We start from the raw sequence: 22,947 nt of genomic DNA on the forward strand, positions 1-22,947 counted from the left end.
GGCCTGTGGGCGGCGCCGGCATCCTTCATGGGCGAAGGGCGGTACGGGCATATTTCCGCACAGCGGCAAGAACTCGATGGGCTGGTTCGGAGAGCGGGAGAAAAAAGGTCGTGGAGAGGGAAGAGGCCGGGCTGTAACGGTCGGGCGGTATGGATCCGTAGACAGGCAGGGATGCCGCACCGGGCCGTGGCGCAAAAGGCTTCTGTCTTGCCTGACCTGCCCGGAAGGACCATACCGGAAGAGGGAGCCCCGGCCGTGTACAGCACCAACGCTTCACAGCGTCTCGGCATGTCCCGGGCCGACGGATCACTGCATGCTGTAACGATGGGGGACCGTGCCGTCGTTTGCAGAAAAATTTGTCCTGGTAAAGCGCGCTGGGAGGGGGAGGGAGTTTGAGGGAGGGGGGACCTTCTCGCGCTGGCAGAAGGTCCCCCCTCCCTCAAGAAACAGCCTTTTCTGCTCAGGGCCGGGGGCATTCGCGCCAGCGGGCATTGAGCAGGAAGTGGGCGTCGGTCTGGACGCCGGGATCCTTCATGGCCTTGGCGGCAAAGGCACCCCAGGGCAGGGTGGCGCAGTCTTTGGCGGCGCTGCGGGCGATATGCATGAGCTTGCCCTCGCGCTTGTGCTGGTCGAACAGGAGAACGGCGGCCACACAGGCGGCATCGAAGCGGCCCATGTCCAGCGATTTGTCGATCAGGGCCGCCAGACGGGCGTCCTTGCTGTCATGGGTGGCAAAACCCGTGGAAGCGTTGGTGATGGACTCACGCAGCAGCTTGCCTTCGGGGCCGGCTTCCAGGTCGATGTGGTAGGTCTGGGCCACGGCCACGAGACCGGGCTCCAGCGGCGGAACCTCGGGCTTGCCCAGGTTGCGCCACAACCAGGTGCCCAGCACGGCTACGCCCATGACGGCGCAGAAGAGCAGGGGCACTTTCCAGCCGGTGGCTTTTTGCTGGCTCATGCGCGCTCCTGCAGCCAGCTGCGCAGCTGCTCGATCTGGCGGGCCACGGAACGGGGGCCGGTACCGGCGGGCGTCTCGCGGCGGCGCACGGCGGCGGCGTAATCCAGCACGGCATAGACGTCATCGGCGATGCGGGCGTCCAGCTGCTGGAGTTCGGCCAGCGAAAGGTCTTCCAGTCCCTTGCCCTGCTTTTCGGCCAGGGCCACGGCATGGCCCGTGACGTGATGGGCCTCGCGGAAGGGCAGGCCCTTGCCCACCAGATAGTCGGCCAGTTCCGTGGCGTTGAGGAAGCCGCGGGCGCAGGCGGCGCGCATGCGGTCGGTGCGGAAGGTCAGTTCTTCCAGCATGCCGGCCATGAGCATCAGGGAAGCATCCACGGTGTGGTCGGCATCGAGGAAGCCTTCCTTGTCTTCCTGCAGGTCGCGGTTGTAGGTCATGGGCAGGCCCTTCATGATGGTCAGCATGCCCATGAGCGAGCCGTAGACGCGGCCGGTCTTGCCGCGCATGAGTTCGGCCACGTCGGGGTTCTTCTTCTGGGGCATGATGGACGAGCCCGTGGAGTAGCCGTCGGAGAGCTGCACGAAGCCGAAGGCCGGGTTGGCCCAGATGATGAGCTCTTCACACAGGCGGGACAGGTGGGCCATGATGCAGGAGCCGGCGAACAGGGCCTCCAGAACGAAATCACGGTCGGAGACGGCGTCCATGGAGTTGCCGTAGATGCCGTCGAAGCCCACTTCGTCGGCCACGCTCTGCGGATCGAGGGGATAGGTGGTGCCGGCCAGGGCGGCGGAGCCCAGCGGGGAGATGCGCACGCGCTTGAGCACGTCGTCCAGGCGCATGCAGTCGCGGCGGAACATCCAGGCATAGGCCAGCAGATGGTGGGCCAGGCTCACGGGCTGGGCGGGCTGCATGTGGGTGCAGCCGGGCAGGATGTCGTCCTGATGGCCGTCGGCGCAGGACACCAGGGTGGCGCACAAATGGACGGCGCGCTGCTGCCAGGCCGTCAGGCGGTCGGCCACGAACAGGCGGAAGGTCAGGCCCACCTGGTCGTTGCGGCTGCGGCCGGTGTGCAGCTTTTTGCCCATGTCGCCGATGATCTCGGTGAGGCGGGCCTCGATGTTCATGTGCACGTCTTCCAGCGCCGGTTTCCAGACAAAGGCGCCGGATTCGATCTCCTGCTTCACGGCATCGAGACCGTTGACGATCTGTTCGGCCTCGTCGGGGGTGATGACGCCCTGACGGCCCAGCATGCGGGCATGGGCCTGGGAACCGCGGATGTCCTGGGCATAGAGGGCGCGGTCATAGGTCTGGGAATCGGTATAGGCGGCCACGGCTTCTCTGGGGCCTTCGGCGAAGCGGCCGCCCCAGCTCTGATTGGTGCTCATGGAAAGATCTCTCTGCCCCGGGAGGGGCCGGTGTATGCGCTGCGGCGCGCGATGACAGGGGGCCGGAAACGGCGGCGCCCCGTGCGGGATGCGGACGGGGCGGCCTTCCGGATGGAAAGAACGGGGCGGACGGGTCTCCCCGTCCGCCGTGAGGAAGACTTACTTGCCCAGCTTGTTCTGGACCGCGGCGTACATGCCGAGGCGCAGGCAGTTGAGGCGGATGAAGCCGGCAGCGTCCTTGTGGTCGTAGTTGCCGCCTTCGAAGGTGGCCAGGTCTTCGGAGAACAGGGAGAAGGGAGAGGTACGGGCCAGGGGCCACACGCCGCCCTTGTACAGCTTGGCGCGCACGGTACCGGTGACGGTCTCCTGGGACTTGTCCATGAAGGCCTGCATGGCTTCGCGTTCGGGCGAGAACCAGTAGCCGTTGTACACGGCGTGGGAGTAGGGCACGGCCAGCATGTCACGCAGCTGCAGCAGTTCGCGGTCCATGCACAGGCCTTCCAGGTCGCGGTGCAGGGCGTAGAGCAGGGTGCCGGCGGGGTTTTCGTACACGCCGCGGCACTTCATGCCCACATAGCGGTTCTCCACCATGTCGTCACGGCCGATGCCGTGCTTGCCGGCCAGTTCGGCCAGGGTCTTGATGATGGTGTAGGGCGACATCTTTTCGCCGTTGACGGCCACGGGGTTGCCGTGCTCGAAGCTCACTTCGATGATATCGGGCTCGTTGGGGGCCTGTTCCACGGGCACGCAGCGCTCGTGGCAGGACTCGTGGGGAGCGTTGCCCGGATCTTCCAGCTCGCTGCCTTCGAAGCTGGTGTGCATCATGTTGGCGTCCATGCTGTAGCGCTTGGCTTCCTTGGAGATCGGGATGCCGTGCTTTTCAGCAAAGGCGTTGAGGGCCGTACGGGACATCAGGTCCCATTCGCGCCAGGGGGCGATGACCTTCAGGTCGGGGGCCAGGGCCTTGGCGGCGAACTCGAAGCGCACCTGGTCGTTGCCCTTGCCGGTGGCGCCGTGGGCGATGGCGTCAGCGCCTTCCTTGCGGGCGATGTCCACCAGGGCCTTGGTGATGATGGGGCGGGCGATGGAGGTGCCCAGCATGTAGCGGTTCTCATACCGGGCGGCGCCGCGCATCATGGGGAAGACGAAGTCGCGGGCCATTTCTTCACGCAGGTCCACAACGTAGGCCTTGGAAGCGCCGGTCTTGTAAGCCTTGGCTTCCACACCGCTCAGGTCTTCGGGCTGGCCCAGATCGGCAGTGACGGTGATGACTTCGCACTTGTAGGTTTCGATCAGCCACTTGAGGATGACGGAGGTGTCCAGGCCGCCGGAGTAGGCGAGCACAACTTTCTTGATGTCTTTGTTCATCGTAAGGCCTCGTAAAAAAGATTGAGAGGGAAGCAGTATTCTCCAAAAGCCCGTCCTTGGCAAGTGCGAAAGGGGGCAAAAGGCCCGCAGGCGCACGCTTTGGCCCTGGCCGTGCCCTTGGCCGGACATCCTGCCGGGAAGGGCAGGCAGCATCTTGACGAAGGCAGCGCAAGCGGATAGAAAAAAACGTTTTAACCGGATGTCTTCCGTGCAATGCGCCATGGGGCGGCAGGGGAGGCACCCGGAGGGGCAGGGCCGCACCCCTGCGATTTTCCCAACCATACAGGAACATCCAATGCCCAAACGCACGGATCTACACAAAATTCTGGTTATCGGCGCAGGTCCCATCGTCATCGGCCAGGGCTGTGAATTCGACTATTCCGGCTCCCAGGCCGTGAAGGCCCTCAAGGAAGAAGGCTACGAGGTGGTGCTGGTCAATTCCAACCCGGCCACCATCATGACCGACCCCCACATGGCCGACGCCACCTATATCGAACCCATCGAGCAGCAGACCCTGGCGGCCATCATCCGCAAGGAACGCCCCGATGCCCTGCTGCCTACCCTTGGCGGACAGACGGCGCTCAACGCCGCTCTTGGTCTGGCCAAGAGCGGCGTTTTGGCGGAGTGCGGCGTTGAGCTCATCGGTGCGCGTGCCGAAGTCATCGAAAAGGCCGAAAGCCGCGAACTGTTCCGGCAGGCCATGGAGAACATCGGCCTCAAAGTGCCTGCCAGCGGCATTGCCCACAACATGGATGAAGTGCGCGCCCTGGGCGATGTGCTGCCCTTCCCGCTGATCATCCGCCCGGCCTTCACCCTGGGCGGCACCGGCGGCGGTATCGCCTACAACATGGCCGACCTGGAAGAAGTGGCCGGTCACGGCCTTTCCGCCAGCCCCGTGTCCGAAGTCATGATCGAGCAGAGCGTGCTGGGCTGGAAAGAGTTCGAGATGGAAGTCATGCGCGACAAGAATGACAACTGCGTCATCGTCTGCTCCATCGAGAACGTGGACGCCATGGGCGTGCACACCGGCGACTCCATCACCGTGGCCCCGGCCCAGACCCTGACCGACGCCGAATACCAGATGATGCGCGACGCTTCCTTCGCCATCATGCGCGAGATCGGCGTGGAGACCGGCGGCAGTAACGTGCAGTTCGGCATCAACCCCGCCAACGGCGAGATGGTGGTCATCGAGATGAACCCGCGCGTGTCGCGTTCCTCGGCCCTGGCCTCCAAGGCCACGGGCTTCCCCATCGCCAAGCTGGCCGCCAAGCTGGCCATCGGCTACACCCTGGACGAACTGCGCAACGACATCACCCGCGAGACCGCGGCCAGCTTCGAGCCGGCCATCGACTACTGCGTGGTCAAGATCCCGCGCTTCACCTTTGAAAAATTCCCCGGTGCCAAGGACGAGCTGACCACCTCCATGAAGAGCGTGGGCGAAGCCATGAGCATCGGCCGCACCTTCAAGGAAGCCCTGCAGAAAGGCCTGCGCTCCATGGAGATCGGCGCCTCCGGCCTGGGCTTCAACTTCCGTCGCGAGCTGCCGCCCCTGCCCGAGATCATGGCCGGTCTGCGCAAGCCCCATTCGCGCCGCATCTTCACCCTGCGCCAGGCCCTGCTGGCCGGCGTGAGCGTGGAAGACATCCACGAGGCTTCCGGCATCGATCCCTGGTTCATCCGCCAGATGCGCGACATCGTGGACATGGAGACCCGCATCCGCGACTTCGGTCTGGCCAACGACATGACGCCCCTGAACCCCGAGCTGCCGGAGATCCTGCGCGAAGCCAAGGAATACGGCTTCTCCGACCGTCAGCTCTCCGAGATGTGGAAGCGTCCCGAGACCGACATCCGCCGTCTGCGCAAGGAAATGGGCATCGTGCCCACCTTCTATCTGGTGGATACCTGCGCCGCGGAATTCGAAGCCTACACGCCCTATTACTACTCCACCTATGAAAAGGGTGACGAAGTGCAGACCAAGGACTGCCGCAAGGTGCTGATCCTTGGCGGCGGCCCCAACCGTATCGGCCAGGGCATCGAGTTCGACTACTGCTGCTGCCATGCCTCCTTCGCCCTGCGCGACGCGGGCATCATGGCCATCATGGTCAACTCCAACCCCGAGACCGTGTCCACGGACTACGACACCTCCGACCGCCTGTACTTCGAGCCCCTGACCTTTGAAGATGTGATGAACATCGTGGAAAAGGAAAAGCCCGAAGGCGTCATCGTGCAGTTCGGCGGCCAGACCCCGCTGAACCTGGCCGTGCCGCTGATGCGCGCCGGTGTGCCGATCCTGGGCACCTCGCCCGATGCCATCGACCGCGCCGAAGACCGCGAACGCTTCCAGGCCCTCATCGAAAAGCTGGGCCTGCTCCAGCCGCCGAACGGTACCGCCATGGACCTGGATCAGGCGCTGGAAGTGGCCGAGCGCATCACCTATCCCGTGGTGGTGCGTCCCAGCTACGTGCTGGGCGGCCGTGCCATGGCCGTGGTCTATGACAAGGAAGAGCTGGTGGATTACTTCCGCGAACAGGTGCCCGAAAAGCCCGAGCATCCCATCCTCATCGACAAGTTCCTGGAACATGCCGTGGAAGTGGACGTGGACGCCCTGTCCGACGGCAAGGAAGTCTATGTGGCCGGCATCATGGAACACATCGAAGAAGCCGGTATCCACTCCGGTGACTCGGCCTGCGTGCTGCCTTCCTTCTCGCTCTCCTATGACCACGTGGCCCTCATCGCCGCCCAGGCCGAAGCCCTGGCCCGCGAGCTCAAGGTCGTGGGCCTGATGAACATCCAGTTCGCCATCAAGGGCGACGACCTGTACATCCTTGAAGTGAACCCGCGTGCCTCGCGCACCGCGCCCTTCGTCTCCAAGGCCACCGGCGTGCCGCTGCCTTACATGGCCACCCAGGTCATGCTGGGCAAGACCCTGGACGAGCTGGATCCCTGGAGCATGCGCCGCGGCGGCTTCACCTGCGTCAAGGAAGCCGTGCTTCCCTTCCAGCGCTTCCCCGGCGTGGACATCATCCTCGGACCCGAGATGCACTCCACCGGCGAAGTCATGGGCATGGGCAGCGACTTCCCCGAAGCCTACTACAAGAGCCAGCTGGCCTCCGGTCAGGATCTGCCGCAGGGCGGCAATGTCTTCATCTCGGTCAATGACCGCGACAAGCCCATCCTGCCCGAAGTGGCGGCCATGTTCGCCGACCTGGGCTTCCACCTGCTGGCCACGCGCGGCACGGCCCGCTACCTGCGCGAGCGCGGTCTGGAAGTGGAAGAAGTGCTCAAGGTCTACGAAGGCCGTCCCAATATCGTGGACCGCATGATCAACGGCGACGTGGCCCTGGTCATCAATACGGCCTCGGGCAAGAACACGGCCCGCGACTCCAAGTCCATCCGTCATACGGCCGTGAGCTACGGCGTGCCTTACTGCACCACCGTGGCCGGTGCCAAGGCCTCGGCCATCGCCATCGGCAAGCGCCGCGAAGACACGCATGTGGAAAGCCTGCAGGAATACTACGCGCGGGAAGCGCGGGGGTAAGATATGAAAGCATTACTGGTACTTGAAGACGGTTTCTGCCTTCAGGGCAAATCCTTTACCGGCGATTTCGAAACCGGTGGGGAAGTGATTTTCAATACAGGCATGACCGGCTATCAGGAAGTGCTCACCGACCCCTCCTATTACGGGCAGATGGTGTGCATGACCTATCCGCTCATCGGCAACTACGGCATCACCGCCGAAGACATGGAATCCGGCCGCGTGCACATGCGCGCCCTGCTGGTCAAGGAATGCTGCAAGGAGCCCTCCAACTGGCGTTCCAAGGAATCCCTGCCGGACTTCCTCAAGCGCTGGAACGTGCCCGGCATGGAAGGCCTGGACACCCGCGCCCTGACGCGCCACCTGCGCATCAACGGCGCCATGCGCGGCATCATCTCCACCCGTGATCTGGATGTGGAGAGCCTGCGCGCCAAGGCCTGCGCCCTGCCCAGCATGGAAGGCCAGAACCTGGTGCCCTTCGTGGCCGCCCAGAAGCCTTACATCCTCACGGCCGACGGCCCCAAGGACGCCCAGTTCGACGCCAACGGCGCCTATGCCTGGCAGGGCACGGGCATCCCGCTGCTGGTCTATGACTTCGGCGTGAAATGGAACATCCTGCGCCTGCTGGCCGAAGTGGGCTTCGAGCCCCTGGCCGTGCCGCCTTCCTTCACGCCGGATCAGGCCCGCGCCAGCGGTGCCAAGGGCGTGTTCCTGTCCAACGGCCCCGGCGACCCCGCCACCCTGAAGGACGAGATCGCCATCATCCGCGAACTGGTGAAGGAATTCCCCGTGACCGGCATCTGCCTGGGCCATCAGCTCATCGGCCACGCCCTGGGCGGCACCACGGCCAAGCTGAAGTTCGGCCACCACGGCTGCAACCATCCGGTCAAGGATCTGGGCACGGGCCGCATCGAGATCTCGTCCCAGAACCACGGCTTCCATGTGGTGCTGGACGGCCTGGACGATGTGGAAGCCACCCACATCAACCTCAACGACCAGACCCTGGAAGGCCTGCGTCACAAGACCCTGCCCATCATGAGCGTGCAGTATCATCCCGAAGCGGCCGCCGGTCCCCACGACGGGCGTTACCTCTTCGAACGCTTCCATGAGATGATGAAGGCCGCTCTGGCCTAAGATCTGGCGGGATTTTTGAGGGGGGACCCCCTCGCCTAGCGCGAGAGGGGTTCCCCCCTCAAACTCCCCCCTCCCCAGCGCGCTTTATCAGGTATCTGTTTACAGGACTCTTCCCGTTCGGAAGGGCCCTGTTTTTTTATGCTGCGGAGGAGTAGGGACAGGGCGTTGGTAACACGCAGGGATGCCCTGTGAACAGAAGAGCGAAGACCGGGCGTGCTACAGGAATGCTTTCCCAAAGGGCTATTAATGCAGGGCTGATGTGGGGCCAGCGCTCAGGCCGTACAAGAGGGATGCGTTGCCGTCAAAGGACGGACATCTGGGGAGGGTGAAGGAAAACTACTGCGATACCGGGCACTGACGTTTCGCTCACGCTCTTGGTGCCAAGGTTCCGGCACAGGCTTGCCATCACCTGCGCACTTGGGCTATCGTCGTGATATCGGTCCGAATCTGCTGCAGGCAGGTCGGCCTTCAACTGTCCGCAAGGGCAACAGACCAAAGGAGTCTGGAGTGAAAAAAGCCATCATGAGCCTTTGTCTGGCTGCGGCGCTTGTGTTCGGGGCTGCCGGCGTTCAGGCGGCAGATCAGGACAAGGGCAACAATCCCGTGCTGCAATTCACGGGCAGCGTGTGGCAGAAGAGCAGCCTGGACAACAAGCTGAGTTTCCTGTTCGGCATGGATACCGCCATCGCCACGGAATACTTCGTCAACAGCCGGGAAGCTGAACTGGCCGCCAAGAACGGCAAGATGCCTGTGTCCAACCTGTCCAAGTTCGAAAAGGGCTGGATGAAGGCGTTCAAGGACGTGAAGCGCACCACCATCGTGGAAGAAGTGGATGCCTGGTATGCGGCTCACCCTGACAGACTGGACCGTCCTGTCCTGGGTGTGCTGTGGTTTGAACTCGTCGAGCCGCGTCTTGCGGCCGCTCAATAACGGATCGTCCCTCACGAACTGATACGCTGCTGCGTATTGTGGAGACTTCTATGAAAAAACTGTTTGCGATCATCTTGATGGCCGCCTTTATGGCGACGGGCGTCGCCTGCACCAATATGTCCCCCACCCAGCAGGGCGTGGCCAGCGGTGCCGCGCTGGGTACGCTGGGTGGTGCCGGCGTGGCCGCCATTTCCGGCGGTTCCGTGGGCTGGGGCGCTCTGGCTGGTGCCGGTATGGGTGCTCTGGCCGGTGGTATCGTAGGCAACCAGCAGGAAAAGAGCCGTTACCATCATCGCGGCTGGTAACCCCGCTTTTTTTGCTTTGTGACAGCGACCGCTCCCTTCGGGGAGCGGTTTTTTTATGGCCTTTATCCTGTTGCATTCCACGGTGCGAAAGGGAAAACCATCCGCCATGCGGATGGCCTTGATCCCCGGAGCATCATTTTTCTGCATCTCCGGCAGAAGCCCCTCCTGTTCCTCGTGCGTTTCCATACGAAAGATGCCGGATGGACCTTCCCCGTATTTCCGGGGGACAGGGGCGTCGGGCACGGTCTGTCGCGTTACTTCATCCTGCCATAGACCAGAGCAAAAGTTTTGGGGAGGGGATGGGGGAGTTTGAGGGGGAAGGGGGGGACTTTTTCCAAAAAGTCCCCCCCTTCCCCCTCATCACATATTTGCTTCAGCACCTCTCATCCGAAGGACCCTGCCAGCGGCGGCACAACTGGTGGGACAACCCCAGCTGATCGAAGATGCGGCCGCAGAACTGGCCCATGAGCCCTTCGAGGGTATCCTCCCCGCTGTAGAAGGCGGGCATGAAGGGCATGATGACGGCTCCGGCCTCACTGGCCCAGAGCATGTTGCGCAGATGGATGCGGCTCAGGGGGCTTTCCCGGGGGACGAGGATCAGGGGGCGGCGCTCTTTGAGGGTCACGTCGGCGGCGCGGTGCAGCAGGTTGGTTCCGGCACCGGTGGCGATGCTGGCCAGGCTGCTCATGGAGCAGGGGCAGACCACCATGCCGTCGTGCTGCCAGGAGCCGCTGGCCGGGGCGGCTCCCAGACAGGCCGCATCATGGCTGACGTCGGCCAGGGCATGCAGGGCGGACGGGGCAAGGCCGCATTCCGCTTCCAGCACGGCATGGGCCCCGGGGGAAAGGATGAGGTGGCTTTCCACGTCGGGCAGGGCAGCCAGATGGCGCAGCAGACACAGGGCCAGGGGCATGCCGCTGGCACCGCTGACGCCTACGATGATTCGTTTCATAAAAGCTCCTAGGCCGTACTCTCCCCGGAGGAGGGCCTCTGCCGCAGGCAGCGGAAGGGGTGCCCTTTGGCAGGATGGCATGAAAGCGGGAGCGGGGACGGAAAACTGAGGATACGGTGGGAGAGAGGAAAAGAAAAGTCCCCCCTGCCACACGGACAGGGGGGACAAAGCGACAAATCGCGCGGAACCTAGCCCAGGTTCACGATGGATTCTTCGCCGGTCTCAGCGTGCAGCACGTGCACGGCACAGCCCAGTCACGGGTCGAAGGCGCGGATGGTGCGCCCAACATTGACGGGGTTGTTGATGTCCGGGACCTGCACACCGATGAGGGCTTCTTCCAGAGGACCACGGCGGCCCTTGTCGTCGCGGGGCGAGCAGTTCCACAGAGTGGCGGAGATGATCTGGTAGCTGTCGATCTTCTGGTCCTTCACACGGATGTAGTGGACCAGAGAACCACGGGGCGCTTCGGTGCAGCCGTAGCCTTCGGCGCTCTGCGGGATCTCGAAGGGGGTGAAGGTCTCGCCGTCGGGCTTGACTTCCTTCAGCCAGCCTTCCACAGCATTGGCGATGAGCAGGGCTTCTTCGGCGCGGGCCACGTGACGGCCCATGATGGAGAAGACCTTGTCCCAGCCCAGGTCGCGGATGGTGCGGGCTTCGATGCCGAACTTTTCCTTCAGCATCTTCACGCCCACTTCGGACAGCGGCGCGTTGGCCACCCACATGCGGGCGGCGGGGCCCACTTCGATGACTTCGCCGTCGTAGCGGGGAGCCTTGACGAAGGAGTAGGCGTCCTTCTTGTCCAGGTTGGGGTTGGTCTCGGCGCCGGCAGCACCCTTGCCGGTGGTGGCGTCGTCGTACCAGGCGTACTTGAGGTCTTCGGTGATCTTCTTGGGATCGAATTCCACGTCACGGCCATTGAGGAAGATACCGGCCTTGAGCAGGTGGGTCTTGCCGTCGTCGGTCATGGGGAACACGCCGAAGCAGGAGCAGCCGTGCACGCCCTGGCCCTGTTCGAACAGGTCCTTGTACACGGAGCCCACGATGTAGGTGATGGGCAGGTATTTTTCGACGATGAACTGGCGCACCTTCTTGAAGCGGGCCGCGTATTCCAGCAGGGCTTCCTTGGTGGGCATTTCAGTGGCACCGCCAGGCACGATGCCCTGCACATGGGGCATGCGGCCGCCGAAGAGGGCGACCATCTCGTGGGCGATGCGGCGCACTTCCAGGGCTTCCAGGTACTGGTCCACGCCCACCTTGTTGGCTTCGGGGGGCAGGCGCAGGTCGGGCTGGGCGAAACGCGGCACGAAGGGCGCGGTATCGGGGCCGGCCACGAAGTCCAGAGCGGCCAGATGGTAGAAGTGCAGGATGTGCGACTGCAGGTAGTTGGCGCCCAGGATCAGGTTACGGGTGATGCGGCCGTTGCCGGTCACCTTGATGTTGAAGGCGCTTTCCTGCGCCAGGGCGGAAGCCATGGCATGGGAGGTGGGGCACACGCCGCAGATGCGCTGCACGATCTGGGTGGAGTCACGCGGGTCGCGCCCTTTCAAAATCTGTTCAAAACCGCGGAACATCCCACCGGTGAGGTGGGCGTCCACAACCTTGCCGTTCTCCACCACCACTTGGGCCTTGAGATGGCCCTCGATTCTGGTGACGGGATCGATGGCGATAGTGGCCTTGGCCATAAAGCTCTCCTTTGAACGTCAGAAAAAATGGAAAAGCCGGGCCGCTTCTAGTTGCTGTAGAAGGGGCTCTGTCCGTCGGGGAACGAGGGCTCGGTGCAGCCGATGCAGATGGCGTTGGCCACGCACCAGTTGACGCCGTTCCATTTACGTTCAAACGAGTCGCAGTACGCACCGGGGCCCTTGCAGCCCAGGTCGTAGCGGCAGCCGTCCTTCTCGGTGAAGGTGGCGGAGAACTTGCCTTCGTCGTACTTGCCCAGATAGGGGCAGTTCTCGTGCACGTTGCGACCGTAGAAAGGCAGCGGGCGGCCTTCGCTGTCCAGCAGGGAGACCACTTCGGCCAGCCCGGCTTCCAGGCCCTTTTCCTTGATCTTCTGGAGGGCCAGGGCGATGGTGCCCACGATCCAGTCAGGCTGGGGCGGGCAGCCGGGGATGTTGACCACGGGGGTCTTGATGCCGGCCTGCTTGAGCATGGCACCGGTACCCATGGCTTCGGTCACGGAACCCTTGGCAGCGGGGATGCCGCCGTAGGCAGCGCAGGTACCCAGGGCCAGCACGGCGGCGGCATCGGGAGCCAGCTTTTTGACCAGGTCGGCCATGGTGATCTCGGTGTGGCCCTCTTCGGCCACCACGCAGTAGCGACCATCCTTGGCCAGCGGGATGGAACCTTCGATGGCCAGGAAGAACTTGCCCTTGAAGTTCTTGGCAATGTTCAGCATGTGGGTGTAGGCGTCGTGGCCTTCACCACCCATGACGGTAGGATGGTACTCGAGGCTGATGATCTTCAGCAGCACATCAGCGATGGAGGGGTTGACGTTGTTCAGCAGCGACACTGAACAACCGGTACAGCCCTGTCCCTGCAGCCAGATGACAGGGGGGCGCTCGCCAGTCAACGTGCCGGCCAGGGCTTCGCGAACCGCAGGATGGAACATCTGCGCAACGCCGAAACCCGCCACTGTGCCGGTGCACAGTTTGACGAAATCACGCCTGTTGAGACTCATGCATGCCTCCTCATGTTGGCGTAGTGAAAAAAAACGGCAGTCGGGTTATGCCAAACGACATAAGTAATATGGATGTACCAAGGCCGGAAGATTGTGTCAACGTAACAATCCGAAGAAACAGGCTTAGGACAAGGGATTCCGAGCTCTTTGCTTGTTTTTTTGACGGACCTTTCAGCAGCTGAAGATACGCAGTCCGGCGTAGCCCACGACGTGTCCCGTATCGTGCGAAACAGCGGCGGACGTTTCGTGCATGACCAGGGTTGCGCGCACTGCCGCATCGGGCGCCCAGGCGTGCAGGGCATAGAATGCCAGAGCCAGCGGCGCGGCCCCGCACATGCTGATGCCCTCCCGGGCTACGGTGGCCAGCAGGGCGTCGGCATCGCCTTTGAGGGCGGCGTCCAGGGCCAGGTCGTCCTTGCGCAGGGTGGTCCGCTGGTCTTCGTAGTGGTTCATGTCCGAGCTGACCAGCAGCAGGGGGCGCTGGCCGTCGCGGCTCCGGCAGCGCTCCAGGACCCGGGCCAGGCGCTGTCCGGCCGTGCGCAGCACAGGGGCCTGGCCGGTGCCCACACAGACAGGCACCACATGCAGGGGCGCATCGCCCGCGCAGACCTGGAGGAAGGGCAGCAGGACCTCGATGCTGTGTTCCCGCACATGCCCCATGACATCAGCGCTGAAATCCTCGTCGGCCTCGCAGAGCAGGCGGGCCATCTCACCGTCCACGGGCACGGGGCCCAGCGGGGTCTGCCAGGCACCGGCGGGCCAGACGGACAGGGGCGTGCCCAGGCCGGTATGGTTGGGGCAAAGCAGGAAGACCGTGCGCGGCAAGCGCACGTGGGCCAGAGTGGCGCCGATGACCCGGCCGCTGTAGACGTGCCCGGCATGGGGGAGCATGAGGCCCGCCAGATGGGCCGCATCCCCGGCGGCAAGGGCCGAAGCGGGCAGGGCCGCCCCCTGTTTCAGGAACGACTCCACTTCGGCGCGCAGGTCGGCCGGGACATCAGTATAAAAACGGCCTGCGACAGCGGGCTGACGAAGATGCATGGCGGTATCCTCCCGAAAAAGATCTTGAACTGGAAGGAGCATAGCGCCGGCGGCGGACAAAGACCAGCAAGACCGGAGCAGCTTTTCCGGCGGAAAAGGGCAGGGGAGGGAAGATGGCGGCGAAGGCGGGGGAGGGCCTGCAAGGCTGTGTCAGCTGCTTTCCCCAAGAGACTTTTCGCCTCAGGGATGTAGGCGTGCCTCGTCCATCAGATTTTGGCGATGCAGGCAGTGAGCGGGCATAAGAAAGGCACCTTTGCATCTCAAAGGTGCCTTTCCGCATCATTTGTATTGTATGGAAGTTTTCGCTTCCCTGCGACTTGTTCCTGAAAAGGGAATCACAGGCCCATCAGACAGGCCATTGGCATGGCATCAATAAGGGTATCCCCATATGTCCTGGCAATAGGGCGCAGGATAAAAGAGAGGTGAGCAAGGTCAGGAGCAACATTCCTTTGGTAAGCCCGGTCGGCAGCGTCAGCAGTTTGTTATAAGAGCAGCCGTGAGCCACAACATGCTCAGACAAACATGCGCAAGCAGCAATGCACGTTTGAGAGCCCATCGACACACACAAAGCCATATTCCAGACAAAAACCAAACGATCAGGCAGACAAGGTGAAGCAAGTAAAGACTTTCCGAGGCATAGTACCACAGTCGAGCCACGGGCCCTTCACCACCCCACAAGCAAGCGTATTTCTCCGGTGCGGTTTTGATGTCCCAGACTTCACTCACCCATACTATGGTCATGAAGCCACAAAACAGCAGCCATATAAATTCCCATGAAAAAATCTTTATGGATGCTAACTTATTGTTCATTGTGATTTTTTAAGGAGATATACGTTCACGATATGTAGTTTTACGATGGTCTCTAAAAGGCTTGTCGGCTGCTTTCATGGCATAGATGGGAACGATACACGCACAAGCTCCAGGGATATCTTCGCTCATGATAAGTCCGGGAACAGGAGACATACGATAACCGACGTTTGGGGGATTAGTTTCGTCCTGTCCTGGGTCCTGAGCAGGGGACAGTCCTGTGCGTCATTGGGGAGGGGATGGGCCACGCCTCGTGCTGCCCGAAAGCAGGAGCAGGCCGTGACCGTTGCGACAGGGCATCTGCGGGCATCGACAGCAGCGCTACGGGGAGCCCTTCCTCCGATCCGAAAAAAAGTGCCATGCCCGTCGGCACGGACACCGTTCGGGCATGGCACAAAGTTACAAGGGCTTTTCCCTGTTTTTTAGAACAGCTGCACGCCGCCCAGCCAGTGATGGCAGACGCGGCCCTGCATCTCCCGGCCCAGGAAGGGAGTGTTGTAGCTCTTGGAGTACAGGGTCTCGCGGCTGACGGTCCACTTTTCTTCGGGATCGAAGAGGAAGAAGTCGGCCGGATCACCGGGCTCGAAGCGGTTGAGGGGCAGATTGAAGATCTCGGCCGGGCGCACGCTCCAGAGGCGGTGCAGGTCGGCCTCGCTGATGACGCCCTCGCGCACCAGCTGCCAGGTCAGGGTCAGGGCCAGATCCATGCCGGTGAAGCCGCAGGGGGCCTCGTCCAGGGTACGCTCCTTTTCATGGGCGGCGTGGGGGGCGTGGTCGGTGGCCAGGATGTCGATGGTGCCGTCCTTGATGGCCCGGCGCAGGGCCTCGCGGTCTTCGGGGCGGCGCAGCGGCGGGCTGACCTTGGCGTTGGTGTTGTAGCCGTCCAGCGCGGATTCATCCAGCGTCAGGTAGTGGGGGCAGGTCTCGGCCGTGACCTTGACGCCGCGGGCCTTGCCCCAGGCGATGATGTCCACGGTCAGGGCGCTGGAGACGTGGGCGATGTGCACGGGCAGGTTCAGGTATTCGGCCAGCATGATGTCGCGGGCGGCCTGCACGGCCTCGCCCACCGGGGGCTGGCCCTTGACGCCCAGGCTGCCGCTGAGGGGACCTTCGTTCATGACCCAGCCGCGGGCCAGGGTGCTGTCCTCACAGTGATCGATGAAGGTCAGGCCCAGGTCGGCGCCGTATTCCATGACGCGGCGCAGCAGTTCGGTGCCGGGCATGGGACGGCCGTCATTGGAGATGGCCACGCAACCGGCGTCCTTGAGCTCCTGCAGGGGGGCCATCTCTTCACCGGCCAGGCCCACGGTGGCGGCGGCGATGGGGCAGAGGCGCGGACCGTGGGGATGGGTCTGGGCGGCACGGTCCAGCATGAAACGGGTGACGCTGGCGTTGTCGTTGACGGGCTTGGTGTTGGCCATGCACATGACCGAACCGAAACCGCCGCGGGCGGCGGCTTCCAGGCCGGTGTTGATGTCTTCCTTGTATTCGAAGCCGGGCTCGCGCAGGTGGACGTGGGCGTCCACCATGCTGGGCATGAGGATCAGGCCGCGGGCGTCCACGATCTGGCTGCCTTCGGGCGCGGCGTGATGGCCGGCGGGGGTCATGGTCACGATCTTGCCGTCCCGCACCAGCAGGTCAACGGGGGCGTCCAGGTGACGGGCGTTCTTGATGCACAGGGTCATTTAGCAACCTCCATCGTTACGGGTGGCCAGCAGGTAGAGGACGGCCATGCGGGTGGCCACACCGGACGCCACCTGATCGAGGACCAGGCTGCGCGGGTCGTCGGCCACGTCGTTGGAAATCTCCAGCCCGCGGTTCATGGGGCCGGGATGCAGGACCTTCACGCCGGGGTGGGTGAGTTCCAGATGACGTTCGGTCAGGCAGAAGCGGCGGGAATATTCGGCCAGGTCGGGCAGCAGGCCTGCCTGCTGGCGTTCCAGCTGCAGGCGCAGGCACATGACGGCGTCGGTATCGCGCACGGCCTGGTTGAGGTCGCCGTACACGTCCACGGGCCAGGATTCCACACCGGCGGGCAGCAGGGTGCGCGGCGCGCACAGGCGCACCTTGGCGCCCAGCATGGTGAGCAGGTGCACGTTGGAGCGGGCCACGCGGCTGTGGGCGATGTCGCCCAGGATGAGCACCTGCTTGCCGGCAAAGGCATCGCCCCAGACCTGCCGCAGGGCGAAGCTGTCCAGCAGGGCCTGGGTGGGATGGGCATGCCAGCCGTCACCGCCGTTGACGATGCCGCAGGAGACACGCTCGGCCAGGAACTGGGCCGCGCCGCTGCTGGGATGACGGATGACGATGACGTCAGGCCCCATGGCCTGCAGGGTCAGGGCCGTGTCCTTGAGGCTCTCGCCCTTGTTGAGGCTGGAACCGGACTTGGCCAGGGAGTAGGTGTCGGCGGAAAGGCGCTTGCCGGCCACATCGAAAGACGTCTTGGTGCGGGTGCTGTTCTCTACGAAGAAGAGCACCACGGTCTTGCCCTTGAGGGTAGGCACCTTTTTGACGGGTCTCAGGTTGATTTCCTGGAAACTGGCGGCCACGTTCAGCAGGTGACGCACGTCCTGTGCGTCGAGCTGGGTGACGTCCAGCAGGTCTTTGTGCGGCCAGCGGTACGTAGTATCTGTAGTCATGGCGTCGTGGGGTTGCAGGATTAAAAAAAAGCCCGCTCAACGGCGGGACAAAAGAAAAACCGGGCAGAACCCCTGCGAACGGCGTTCACAGGGCGCAGATCACCGCGGTACGTTGCCAGACATTTCATGGGGGCAAACCTAGACGCTGCCGGGCGCTTTGTAAAGCAAAAAGTCAGTTGACGCTTTGGGGGGCTTTGTCTACTTTCTTGAGGTATTGCGCCGGACCAGCGGCAGGTGTCCGGTGCCTGTCCCGGGGGCGTGACGGGGCCCGTGGCCCCACGCCTTTTTGTTTTTTCTGCCGTTTCGTACCGCGATCGCGCCTCCGGGCACGACCTGCGCTGCCATGGAGGAAGGTCGTCATGCTCGTTTCAATCCTTGTCTATTTGTGCTGCGGCGCCGTGGCCGGTGTGCTTGCCGGTCTGCTGGGCGTGGGCGGCGGTATCGTCATCGTGCCCATGATGGTGGCGGTCTTTCCCAGTCAGGGCATCCCGGCCGAATATGTGCAGCAGATAGCCCTGGGCACCTCGCTGGCCAGCATCATGATCACGTCCATCGCCAGCAGCCGGGCCCACCACAAACGCGGCGCCGTCCACTGGGACATCTTCCGCAACATCACGCCCGGCATCCTGCTGGGCACCTTCCTGGGCGGTCTGGTGGCCACCCACATGCCGACCCTGTTCCTGAAGGTCTTCTTCATCTGCTTCCTGGGCTTTGTGTCCCTGCAGATGCTGTCCAACTACCGTCCCCCGGCCAGTCGTGAGATGCCCGGCGCCCTGGGCACCGCCGGTGTGGGCGGCGTCATCGGCCTCATCTCCAGTTTCGTGGGTATCGGCGGCGGGACGCTCTCCGTGCCGTTCATGAGCTTCTGCAACGTGCCTCTGCATCACGCCGTGGGCACCTCGGCCGCCATCGGCTTCCCCATCGCCGTGGCCGGTACGCTGGGCTATATCGTGGGCGGCTGGAATGCCCCCGGCCTGCCCGCCGGCTGTGTGGGCTTCGTGAACCTGATGGCCTTTTTCGGCATCGCTGCCGCCAGCTTCATGACGGCCCCCATCGGTGCCAGGCTTTCCCACTCCCTGCCCACGGCCAAGCTCAAGAAGGGCTTTGCCGTCTTCCTCATCATCGTGGCCCTGCGCATGCTGGTGGGCCTGTTCTAGGATCATCCCCGGGCGGACCGGGACCGTCACCGTTTCGGGGCCTCGCGTCCCTGCCGAGGCCGTCGTGCTCTTTTGCGGAGCGCGGCGGCCTTGGACGGAACGGGCCTGTCCGTCCTTGTTTCAAGGCTGGCACGCGGCCTTCCACCGTAACCATTTCGAATCGGGAGACCCATGAAGCTGAAAACATACAATAACAGGCTCGCTGAGTCCGTCTGGTGGAACCTGCTCTGGCTGACCATCGGCGCCTTTTTCGTCACCGTATGCGTCAAGAGCGTCGTGGCTTCGCACGCCATGCTGGCGGGCGGTGTCCTGGGCATGGCCCTGCTGGTGTTCTACAATACCGGCCTGCTGACGCCCCTGATCTGGTATCTGGTGCTCTCCATCCCCATCTGGGTCTGGGGCTGGTTCTTCGTGGGGCGCCGCTTCTTGCTCTATACGGCCTACGGCACCATCTGCACCACCATCTTCGGCATGTTCGTGGACTTCCAGATCCCCATCAACAACGAGGTCTACGCCGCCGTGGTGGCCGGGGTGCTGCACGGCACCGGCGTGGGCATGATGCTGCGCACCCTGGGCAGCGGCGGCGGTACGGACATCATCGCCGTGGCCCTGAAACAGCGCTGGAACATCCCCATCGGGCAGTTCAGCTTTGCGGTCAACATCTGCATCTTCCTGGTGGGCGCGTTCAGCCTGTCGCTGGACATCATCATCGCGTCCACCATCATGATGTTCATCTCGGCCAATACGCTGGAGTATGTGGTGGGCCTGTTCAACCACCGCAAGCTGGTGATGATCATTTCCGAGAAGGGCGAGGAGGTCAGCGAGGCCATCCTGGCCAGCGAGCGCTTCGGCGTGACCCTGATCCGGGGCAAGGGCGCCTATTCCGGCGGCGACAGGGAGATCCTGCTCACCGTCACCAACAACGTGGCCCTCAAGCGTCTGGAAAACCTGGTCTTCATGGTGGACCCCAAGGCCCTGTTCGTGGTGGAGAACACCTTTTACGTGTCCGGCGGACAATTCTCGCGCCGGAATTGATGCCCTATGCTGCAAGAACATGACGACCGGCTCCGCATCATCCGCGCCCGGACCATCCTGGATATGCTCGGGGAGCGCCCCGCCACGGGCCGCGACCTTTTCCGCCCCCTCAAGGGCCTGGACAATGCGGCGCTGCTGGTACGCGGCGGCCGCGTCCTGGACGTGCTGCCCTGGAAGAGCGTGCGCGTGCCTGCCGGGACCCCGGTGACGGACATGGGCGACGTGACCCTGATGCCCGGCAGCATCAATGCCCACTGCCATCTGCAATTGTCGCATACGGCGGGCCGGACGTTGTTCGGCGCGGGCTTCACGGCCTGGCTGCGCAGCCTCATCGCCCTGTTGCGCGAAGAGCATGACGGCACGGCCCTGATCGGGGCCTGCCGGGACATGGCCGCGGCGGGCACGGCCCATGTGGGCGATTATGCCGGGGACGGCCTGCTGGCGGTGGATGCCGCCGTGCGGGCGGAAGGCATGGGCGTGACCCATTTTTGCGAGTGGTTCGGCGGCCAGGCCCCCTTCATCGACGACGGGCGTCCCTGGCCGCCGCGCTGCCGTGCCCTGCTGGAAGGCCGGCCGGAAGTGGCCGGGCGCTGTGCTCCGGCCGGGCACGCCCTGTATTCCACGGATGCCCGCGTGTTGCAGGATGCGCGGCAGTGGTGCCGTCTGAAGGGGTGTCCCTTCGCCCTGCATCTGGCGGAATCCGAGGACGAGACGCGCCTGCTGCTTGACGGCGAGGGCCCCCTGTGGGACTGCTACCGGGGCATGGTGCTGCCGGAAGACTGGGCCGTGCCGCATCTGCGACCTGTGGCCTATGCCCGGCGTCTCGATCTGCTGGGCCCGGGCACGCTGGCCGTGCACGGCGTGCAGCTGGAGCCCGCCGAAGTGACGGCCCTGGCCGCCAGCGGCAGCGCCCTGTGCCTGTGCCCCCGTTCCAACGAATATCTGGCCGTGGGCACGGCGCCCGTGGCCGCGCTGCTGGAGTCCGGCCTGCTGTGCTGTCTGGGCACGGACGGCCTCAGCTCCAACACGGATCTGGATGTGCGTCAGGAAGCTGTTTTTTTGCGCGAAAGGCTGGACGTTGCCCCGCAGGCCCTGATACGGTGCCTCACTGTGAACGGGGCCGCCGCACTGGGCCTTGCCGGATACGGGCGTCTCGAACCCGGGAGCAGGGCCGTTTTCAGTGTGCTGCCTGAAAGCCTCTCCATCTGATCCCATGCTATTTCGGCCGGTATGTCTCCGGCCTTCCACGACAGTTGTCCTTCATATTCACCGAATCATCAGAACGAGCAATAACGGGAAAGGTTATGAGCGAAGCAATCCTTGACTGGAAGGAAGCCATGGCGCGCGTGGATACCACGCGCGGGCTCTATGTGAAGCTGCTGCGAAACTTCATCGAGACGGAACGGGACACCCCCGTCAGGGTCTCGGTAGCGCTGAAGAACTGTCAGCAGGAAGAAGCCCGCGCCATGGTCCATGCCACGCGTGAAGCTGCCGCCGAACTGGGCGGCAAGGCGCTGGCGGCGGTCGCGCTGGAGCTTGAGATGGCCATCAAGGCCGGTGCGGACACCACGGTGGCCCTGCACCGTTTCGACAGCATCACCACGGATACCCTGGTGGCCATGGCCACGGTGGCCGCACAATAAACAGATGTTTTTCCGCCCGTCCCCCGCATCCCTGATGCCGGGAGGGGCAAAAAAGTCCTTTTTTTTCCATCGTTGCAACTGTCGTGGAAGGCCCTTTCCGCCCCGGACGGGGAAAGAGGAAAGGGCTTTTTCTTTTGTACGTTTTGGGATATGCTGTCCGCTTACAACAACTCGTACCTTTGGGAGAGTACCTTATGAAAAAGCTCGGGCTTTTGCTGGGAGTGGTAGCCTTGCTTGTGCCTTCGCTGGTTCTGGCGGGCGACATCAAGATCGGTCTGATGTGTCCGTTGACGGGCAAATGGGCCTCCGAAGGGCAGGACATGAAAAATATCGTGAGCCTGCTCGTGGATGAAACCAATGCCAAGGGCGGCATCAACGGCAGCAAGGTGGAACTGGTGGTGGAAGACGACGCCGGTGACCCGCGCACCGCTGCCCTGGCGGCCCAGAAGCTGGCTTCCGCCGGTGTGGTGGCCGTCATCGGCACCTACGGCTCCGCCGTGACCGAAGCCACCCAGAACATCCTGGCCGAATCCGAGCTGGTGCAGATCGGTACCGGCTCCACCAGCGTGCGCCTGACCGAGAAGGGCCTGCCGCTCTTCTTCCGCACCTGCCCGCGTGACGACGCCCAGGGCAAGGCCGCTGCCGCCGCCATCATCAAGGCCGGCTACAAGAAGGTGGCCCTGCTGCACGACAACTCCTCCTATGCCAAGGGCCTGGCCGAAGAAAGCCAGGCGGCCCTGGAAAAAGCCGGTGTGAAGATCATCTTCTACGATGCCCTGACCCCCGGCGAACGTGACTACACCGCCATCCTGACCAAGCTGAAGGCCGCCAACCCCGACCTGATCTTCTTCACCGGCTACTACCCCGAAACGGGCATGCTGCTGCGCCAGAAGAAGGAAATGGGCTGGGACGTGCCCATGATGGGCGGTGACGCCGCCAACCATCAGGACCTGGTCAAGATCGCCGGTCCCGAAGCCGCTGCCGGTTACGTCTTCGTGAGCCCGCCGCTGCCGCAGGACATGGATACCGACGAGGCCAAGAACTTCCTGAAGGCCTTCAAGGACCGTTACAAGACCGTGCCCGTCTCCGTGTGGGCCGTGCTGGCCGGTGACGCCTACAAGGTGCTCGAGGCCGCCATCGCCAAGGGCAACGACGATCCCGAAAAGATCGCCGAATGGCTCAAGCAGCTCAAGGAACTGCCCACTCTGTCCGGCAAGATGGGCTTTGACGAAAAGGGCGACCGTGTGGGTGATTTCTACCGCATCTACAAGGTGAACAACGCAGGCAAGTTCGAGCTCCAGGCTCGATAGAAAAGTCATCCGAAGCGGGGCGGCGGGCAGTGAACGCCGCCCCGCAAACTGCGCCGTGGGGCGCATGA

18 protein-coding genes are annotated in these 22,947 nt (G+C 63.5%); 9 read left to right on the plus strand and 9 right to left on the minus strand.

From position 1 onward, the window contains the following. Positions 1-460: 460 nt before the first annotated feature. The 3 genes from Q4I12_RS08495 to Q4I12_RS08505 form a co-directional block, all read right to left on the minus strand. Positions 461-958, minus strand: a complete 498-nt coding sequence (locus Q4I12_RS08495; RefSeq protein WP_302261320.1) for a hypothetical protein — start codon at positions 956-958, stop codon at positions 461-463. After that, entirely contained in the window at positions 955-2,343 is a 1,389-nt protein-coding gene (argH, locus tag Q4I12_RS08500) for an argininosuccinate lyase (RefSeq protein ID WP_302261321.1), read from the minus strand. The genes Q4I12_RS08495 and argH overlap by 4 nt, the downstream gene beginning before the upstream one ends. Before the next feature lie 159 nt (positions 2,344-2,502). Next, complete coding sequence (locus tag Q4I12_RS08505) at positions 2,503-3,711, minus strand: argininosuccinate synthase (RefSeq protein ID WP_287439507.1); 1,209 nt, start codon at positions 3,709-3,711, stop codon at positions 2,503-2,505. Positions 3,712-4,006: 295 nt separating this feature from the next. Between Q4I12_RS08505 and carB the strand changes: the two genes are divergently transcribed. The 4 genes from carB (at position 4,007) to Q4I12_RS08525 (ending at position 9,615) form a co-directional block, all read left to right on the plus strand. Further along, positions 4,007-7,249: a carbamoyl-phosphate synthase large subunit gene (gene carB, locus Q4I12_RS08510; protein ID WP_168934605.1), complete on the plus strand. Its 3,243-nt coding sequence runs from the start codon at positions 4,007-4,009 to the stop codon at positions 7,247-7,249. A 3-nt stretch (positions 7,250-7,252) separates the two neighbouring features. Then, the gene (carA, locus tag Q4I12_RS08515) at positions 7,253-8,380 is read left to right on the plus strand and encodes a glutamine-hydrolyzing carbamoyl-phosphate synthase small subunit (protein WP_006003958.1); all 1,128 of its coding nucleotides are present in this window, start codon (positions 7,253-7,255) and stop codon (positions 8,378-8,380) included. 507 nt (positions 8,381-8,887) lie between these two features. After that, positions 8,888-9,310, plus strand: a complete 423-nt coding sequence (locus tag Q4I12_RS08520) for a hypothetical protein (protein ID WP_168934604.1) — start codon at positions 8,888-8,890, stop codon at positions 9,308-9,310. A gap of 50 nt (positions 9,311-9,360) precedes the next feature. Beyond that, positions 9,361-9,615, plus strand: coding sequence for a YMGG-like glycine zipper-containing protein (locus tag Q4I12_RS08525; protein ID WP_040368933.1), 255 nt, complete (start codon positions 9,361-9,363; stop codon positions 9,613-9,615). Between the two features lie 373 nt (positions 9,616-9,988). On the opposite strand, the gene Q4I12_RS08530 is transcribed toward Q4I12_RS08525, so the two are convergent. The 6 genes from Q4I12_RS08530 to Q4I12_RS08555 form a co-directional block, all read right to left on the minus strand. Then, positions 9,989-10,567, minus strand: coding sequence for a UbiX family flavin prenyltransferase (locus Q4I12_RS08530; protein ID WP_289616719.1), 579 nt, complete (start codon positions 10,565-10,567; stop codon positions 9,989-9,991). A gap of 188 nt (positions 10,568-10,755) precedes the next feature. Beyond that, complete coding sequence (gene hysA, locus Q4I12_RS08535; RefSeq protein ID WP_168934601.1) at positions 10,756-12,249, minus strand: NiFeSe hydrogenase large subunit HysA; 1,494 nt, start codon at positions 12,247-12,249, stop codon at positions 10,756-10,758. Positions 12,250-12,296: 47 nt separating this feature from the next. Next, positions 12,297-13,247, minus strand: coding sequence for a NiFeSe hydrogenase small subunit (hysB, locus tag Q4I12_RS08540; protein ID WP_168934600.1), 951 nt, complete (start codon positions 13,245-13,247; stop codon positions 12,297-12,299). A 171-nt stretch (positions 13,248-13,418) separates the two neighbouring features. Next, a complete protein-coding gene (gene amrB, locus Q4I12_RS08545; RefSeq protein WP_302261322.1) occupies positions 13,419-14,288 on the minus strand; it encodes an AmmeMemoRadiSam system protein B in 870 nt (289 codons plus the stop codon). A gap of 1,229 nt (positions 14,289-15,517) precedes the next feature. Further along, positions 15,518-16,780, minus strand: coding sequence for a dihydroorotase (locus Q4I12_RS08550; RefSeq protein WP_302261323.1), 1,263 nt, complete (start codon positions 16,778-16,780; stop codon positions 15,518-15,520). Then, positions 16,781-17,734 carry an aspartate carbamoyltransferase catalytic subunit gene (locus Q4I12_RS08555; RefSeq protein WP_006003985.1) on the minus strand — a complete coding sequence of 318 codons (954 nt, stop codon included), beginning with the start codon at positions 17,732-17,734 and terminating at the stop codon, positions 16,781-16,783. 359 nt (positions 17,735-18,093) lie between these two features. Here Q4I12_RS08555 and Q4I12_RS08560 point away from each other — a divergent pair, with 359 nt between their 5' ends. From Q4I12_RS08560 to Q4I12_RS08580, 5 genes are all read left to right on the plus strand, one after another. Beyond that, the gene (locus Q4I12_RS08560) at positions 18,094-18,891 is read left to right on the plus strand and encodes a sulfite exporter TauE/SafE family protein (protein WP_302261324.1); all 798 of its coding nucleotides are present in this window, start codon (positions 18,094-18,096) and stop codon (positions 18,889-18,891) included. Between the two features lie 171 nt (positions 18,892-19,062). Next, positions 19,063-19,926 (plus strand): YitT family protein, encoded by an 864-nt coding sequence (locus Q4I12_RS08565; RefSeq protein ID WP_168934596.1) that lies wholly within the window; start codon positions 19,063-19,065, stop codon positions 19,924-19,926. 6 nt (positions 19,927-19,932) lie between these two features. Next, the gene (locus tag Q4I12_RS08570; RefSeq protein ID WP_297159577.1) at positions 19,933-21,135 is read left to right on the plus strand and encodes an amidohydrolase family protein; all 1,203 of its coding nucleotides are present in this window, start codon (positions 19,933-19,935) and stop codon (positions 21,133-21,135) included. Positions 21,136-21,230: 95 nt separating this feature from the next. Continuing rightward, positions 21,231-21,569, plus strand: coding sequence for a histidine kinase (locus Q4I12_RS08575; protein ID WP_297159574.1), 339 nt, complete (start codon positions 21,231-21,233; stop codon positions 21,567-21,569). Positions 21,570-21,763: 194 nt separating this feature from the next. Continuing rightward, a complete protein-coding gene (locus Q4I12_RS08580) occupies positions 21,764-22,879 on the plus strand; it encodes a branched-chain amino acid ABC transporter substrate-binding protein (protein WP_297159571.1) in 1,116 nt (371 codons plus the stop codon). Positions 22,880-22,947 lie beyond the last annotated feature (68 nt).

Origin of the sequence: Desulfovibrio piger (assembly GCF_951793255.1) — a bacterium.
Taxonomy (GTDB): Bacteria; Desulfobacterota; Desulfovibrionia; order Desulfovibrionales; family Desulfovibrionaceae; genus Desulfovibrio.

Bases quoted from the DNA above. Each gene is read 5' to 3' on its own strand.
- Q4I12_RS08495 (WP_302261320.1), bottom strand. From the start codon at position 958: ATGAGCCAGCAAAAAGCCACCGGCTGGAAAGTGCCCCTGCTCTTCTGC.
- argH (WP_302261321.1), bottom strand. From the start codon at position 2,343: ATGAGCACCAATCAGAGCTGGGGCGGCCGCTTCGCCGAAGGCCCCAGA.
- Q4I12_RS08505 (WP_287439507.1), bottom strand. From the start codon at position 3,711: ATGAACAAAGACATCAAGAAAGTTGTGCTCGCCTACTCCGGCGGCCTG.
- carB (WP_168934605.1), top strand. From the start codon at position 4,007: ATGCCCAAACGCACGGATCTACACAAAATTCTGGTTATCGGCGCAGGT.
- carA (WP_006003958.1), top strand. From the start codon at position 7,253: ATGAAAGCATTACTGGTACTTGAAGACGGTTTCTGCCTTCAGGGCAAA.
- Q4I12_RS08525 (WP_040368933.1), top strand. From the start codon at position 9,361: ATGAAAAAACTGTTTGCGATCATCTTGATGGCCGCCTTTATGGCGACG.
- Q4I12_RS08530 (WP_289616719.1), bottom strand. From the start codon at position 10,567: ATGAAACGAATCATCGTAGGCGTCAGCGGTGCCAGCGGCATGCCCCTG.
- hysB (WP_168934600.1), bottom strand. From the start codon at position 13,247: ATGAGTCTCAACAGGCGTGATTTCGTCAAACTGTGCACCGGCACAGTG.
- amrB (WP_302261322.1), bottom strand. From the start codon at position 14,288: ATGCATCTTCGTCAGCCCGCTGTCGCAGGCCGTTTTTATACTGATGTC.
- Q4I12_RS08550 (WP_302261323.1), bottom strand. From the start codon at position 16,780: ATGACCCTGTGCATCAAGAACGCCCGTCACCTGGACGCCCCCGTTGAC.
- Q4I12_RS08555 (WP_006003985.1), bottom strand. From the start codon at position 17,734: ATGACTACAGATACTACGTACCGCTGGCCGCACAAAGACCTGCTGGAC.
- Q4I12_RS08560 (WP_302261324.1), top strand. From the start codon at position 18,094: ATGCTCGTTTCAATCCTTGTCTATTTGTGCTGCGGCGCCGTGGCCGGT.
- Q4I12_RS08565 (WP_168934596.1), top strand. From the start codon at position 19,063: ATGAAGCTGAAAACATACAATAACAGGCTCGCTGAGTCCGTCTGGTGG.
- Q4I12_RS08570 (WP_297159577.1), top strand. From the start codon at position 19,933: ATGCTGCAAGAACATGACGACCGGCTCCGCATCATCCGCGCCCGGACC.
- Q4I12_RS08575 (WP_297159574.1), top strand. From the start codon at position 21,231: ATGAGCGAAGCAATCCTTGACTGGAAGGAAGCCATGGCGCGCGTGGAT.
- Q4I12_RS08580 (WP_297159571.1), top strand. From the start codon at position 21,764: ATGAAAAAGCTCGGGCTTTTGCTGGGAGTGGTAGCCTTGCTTGTGCCT.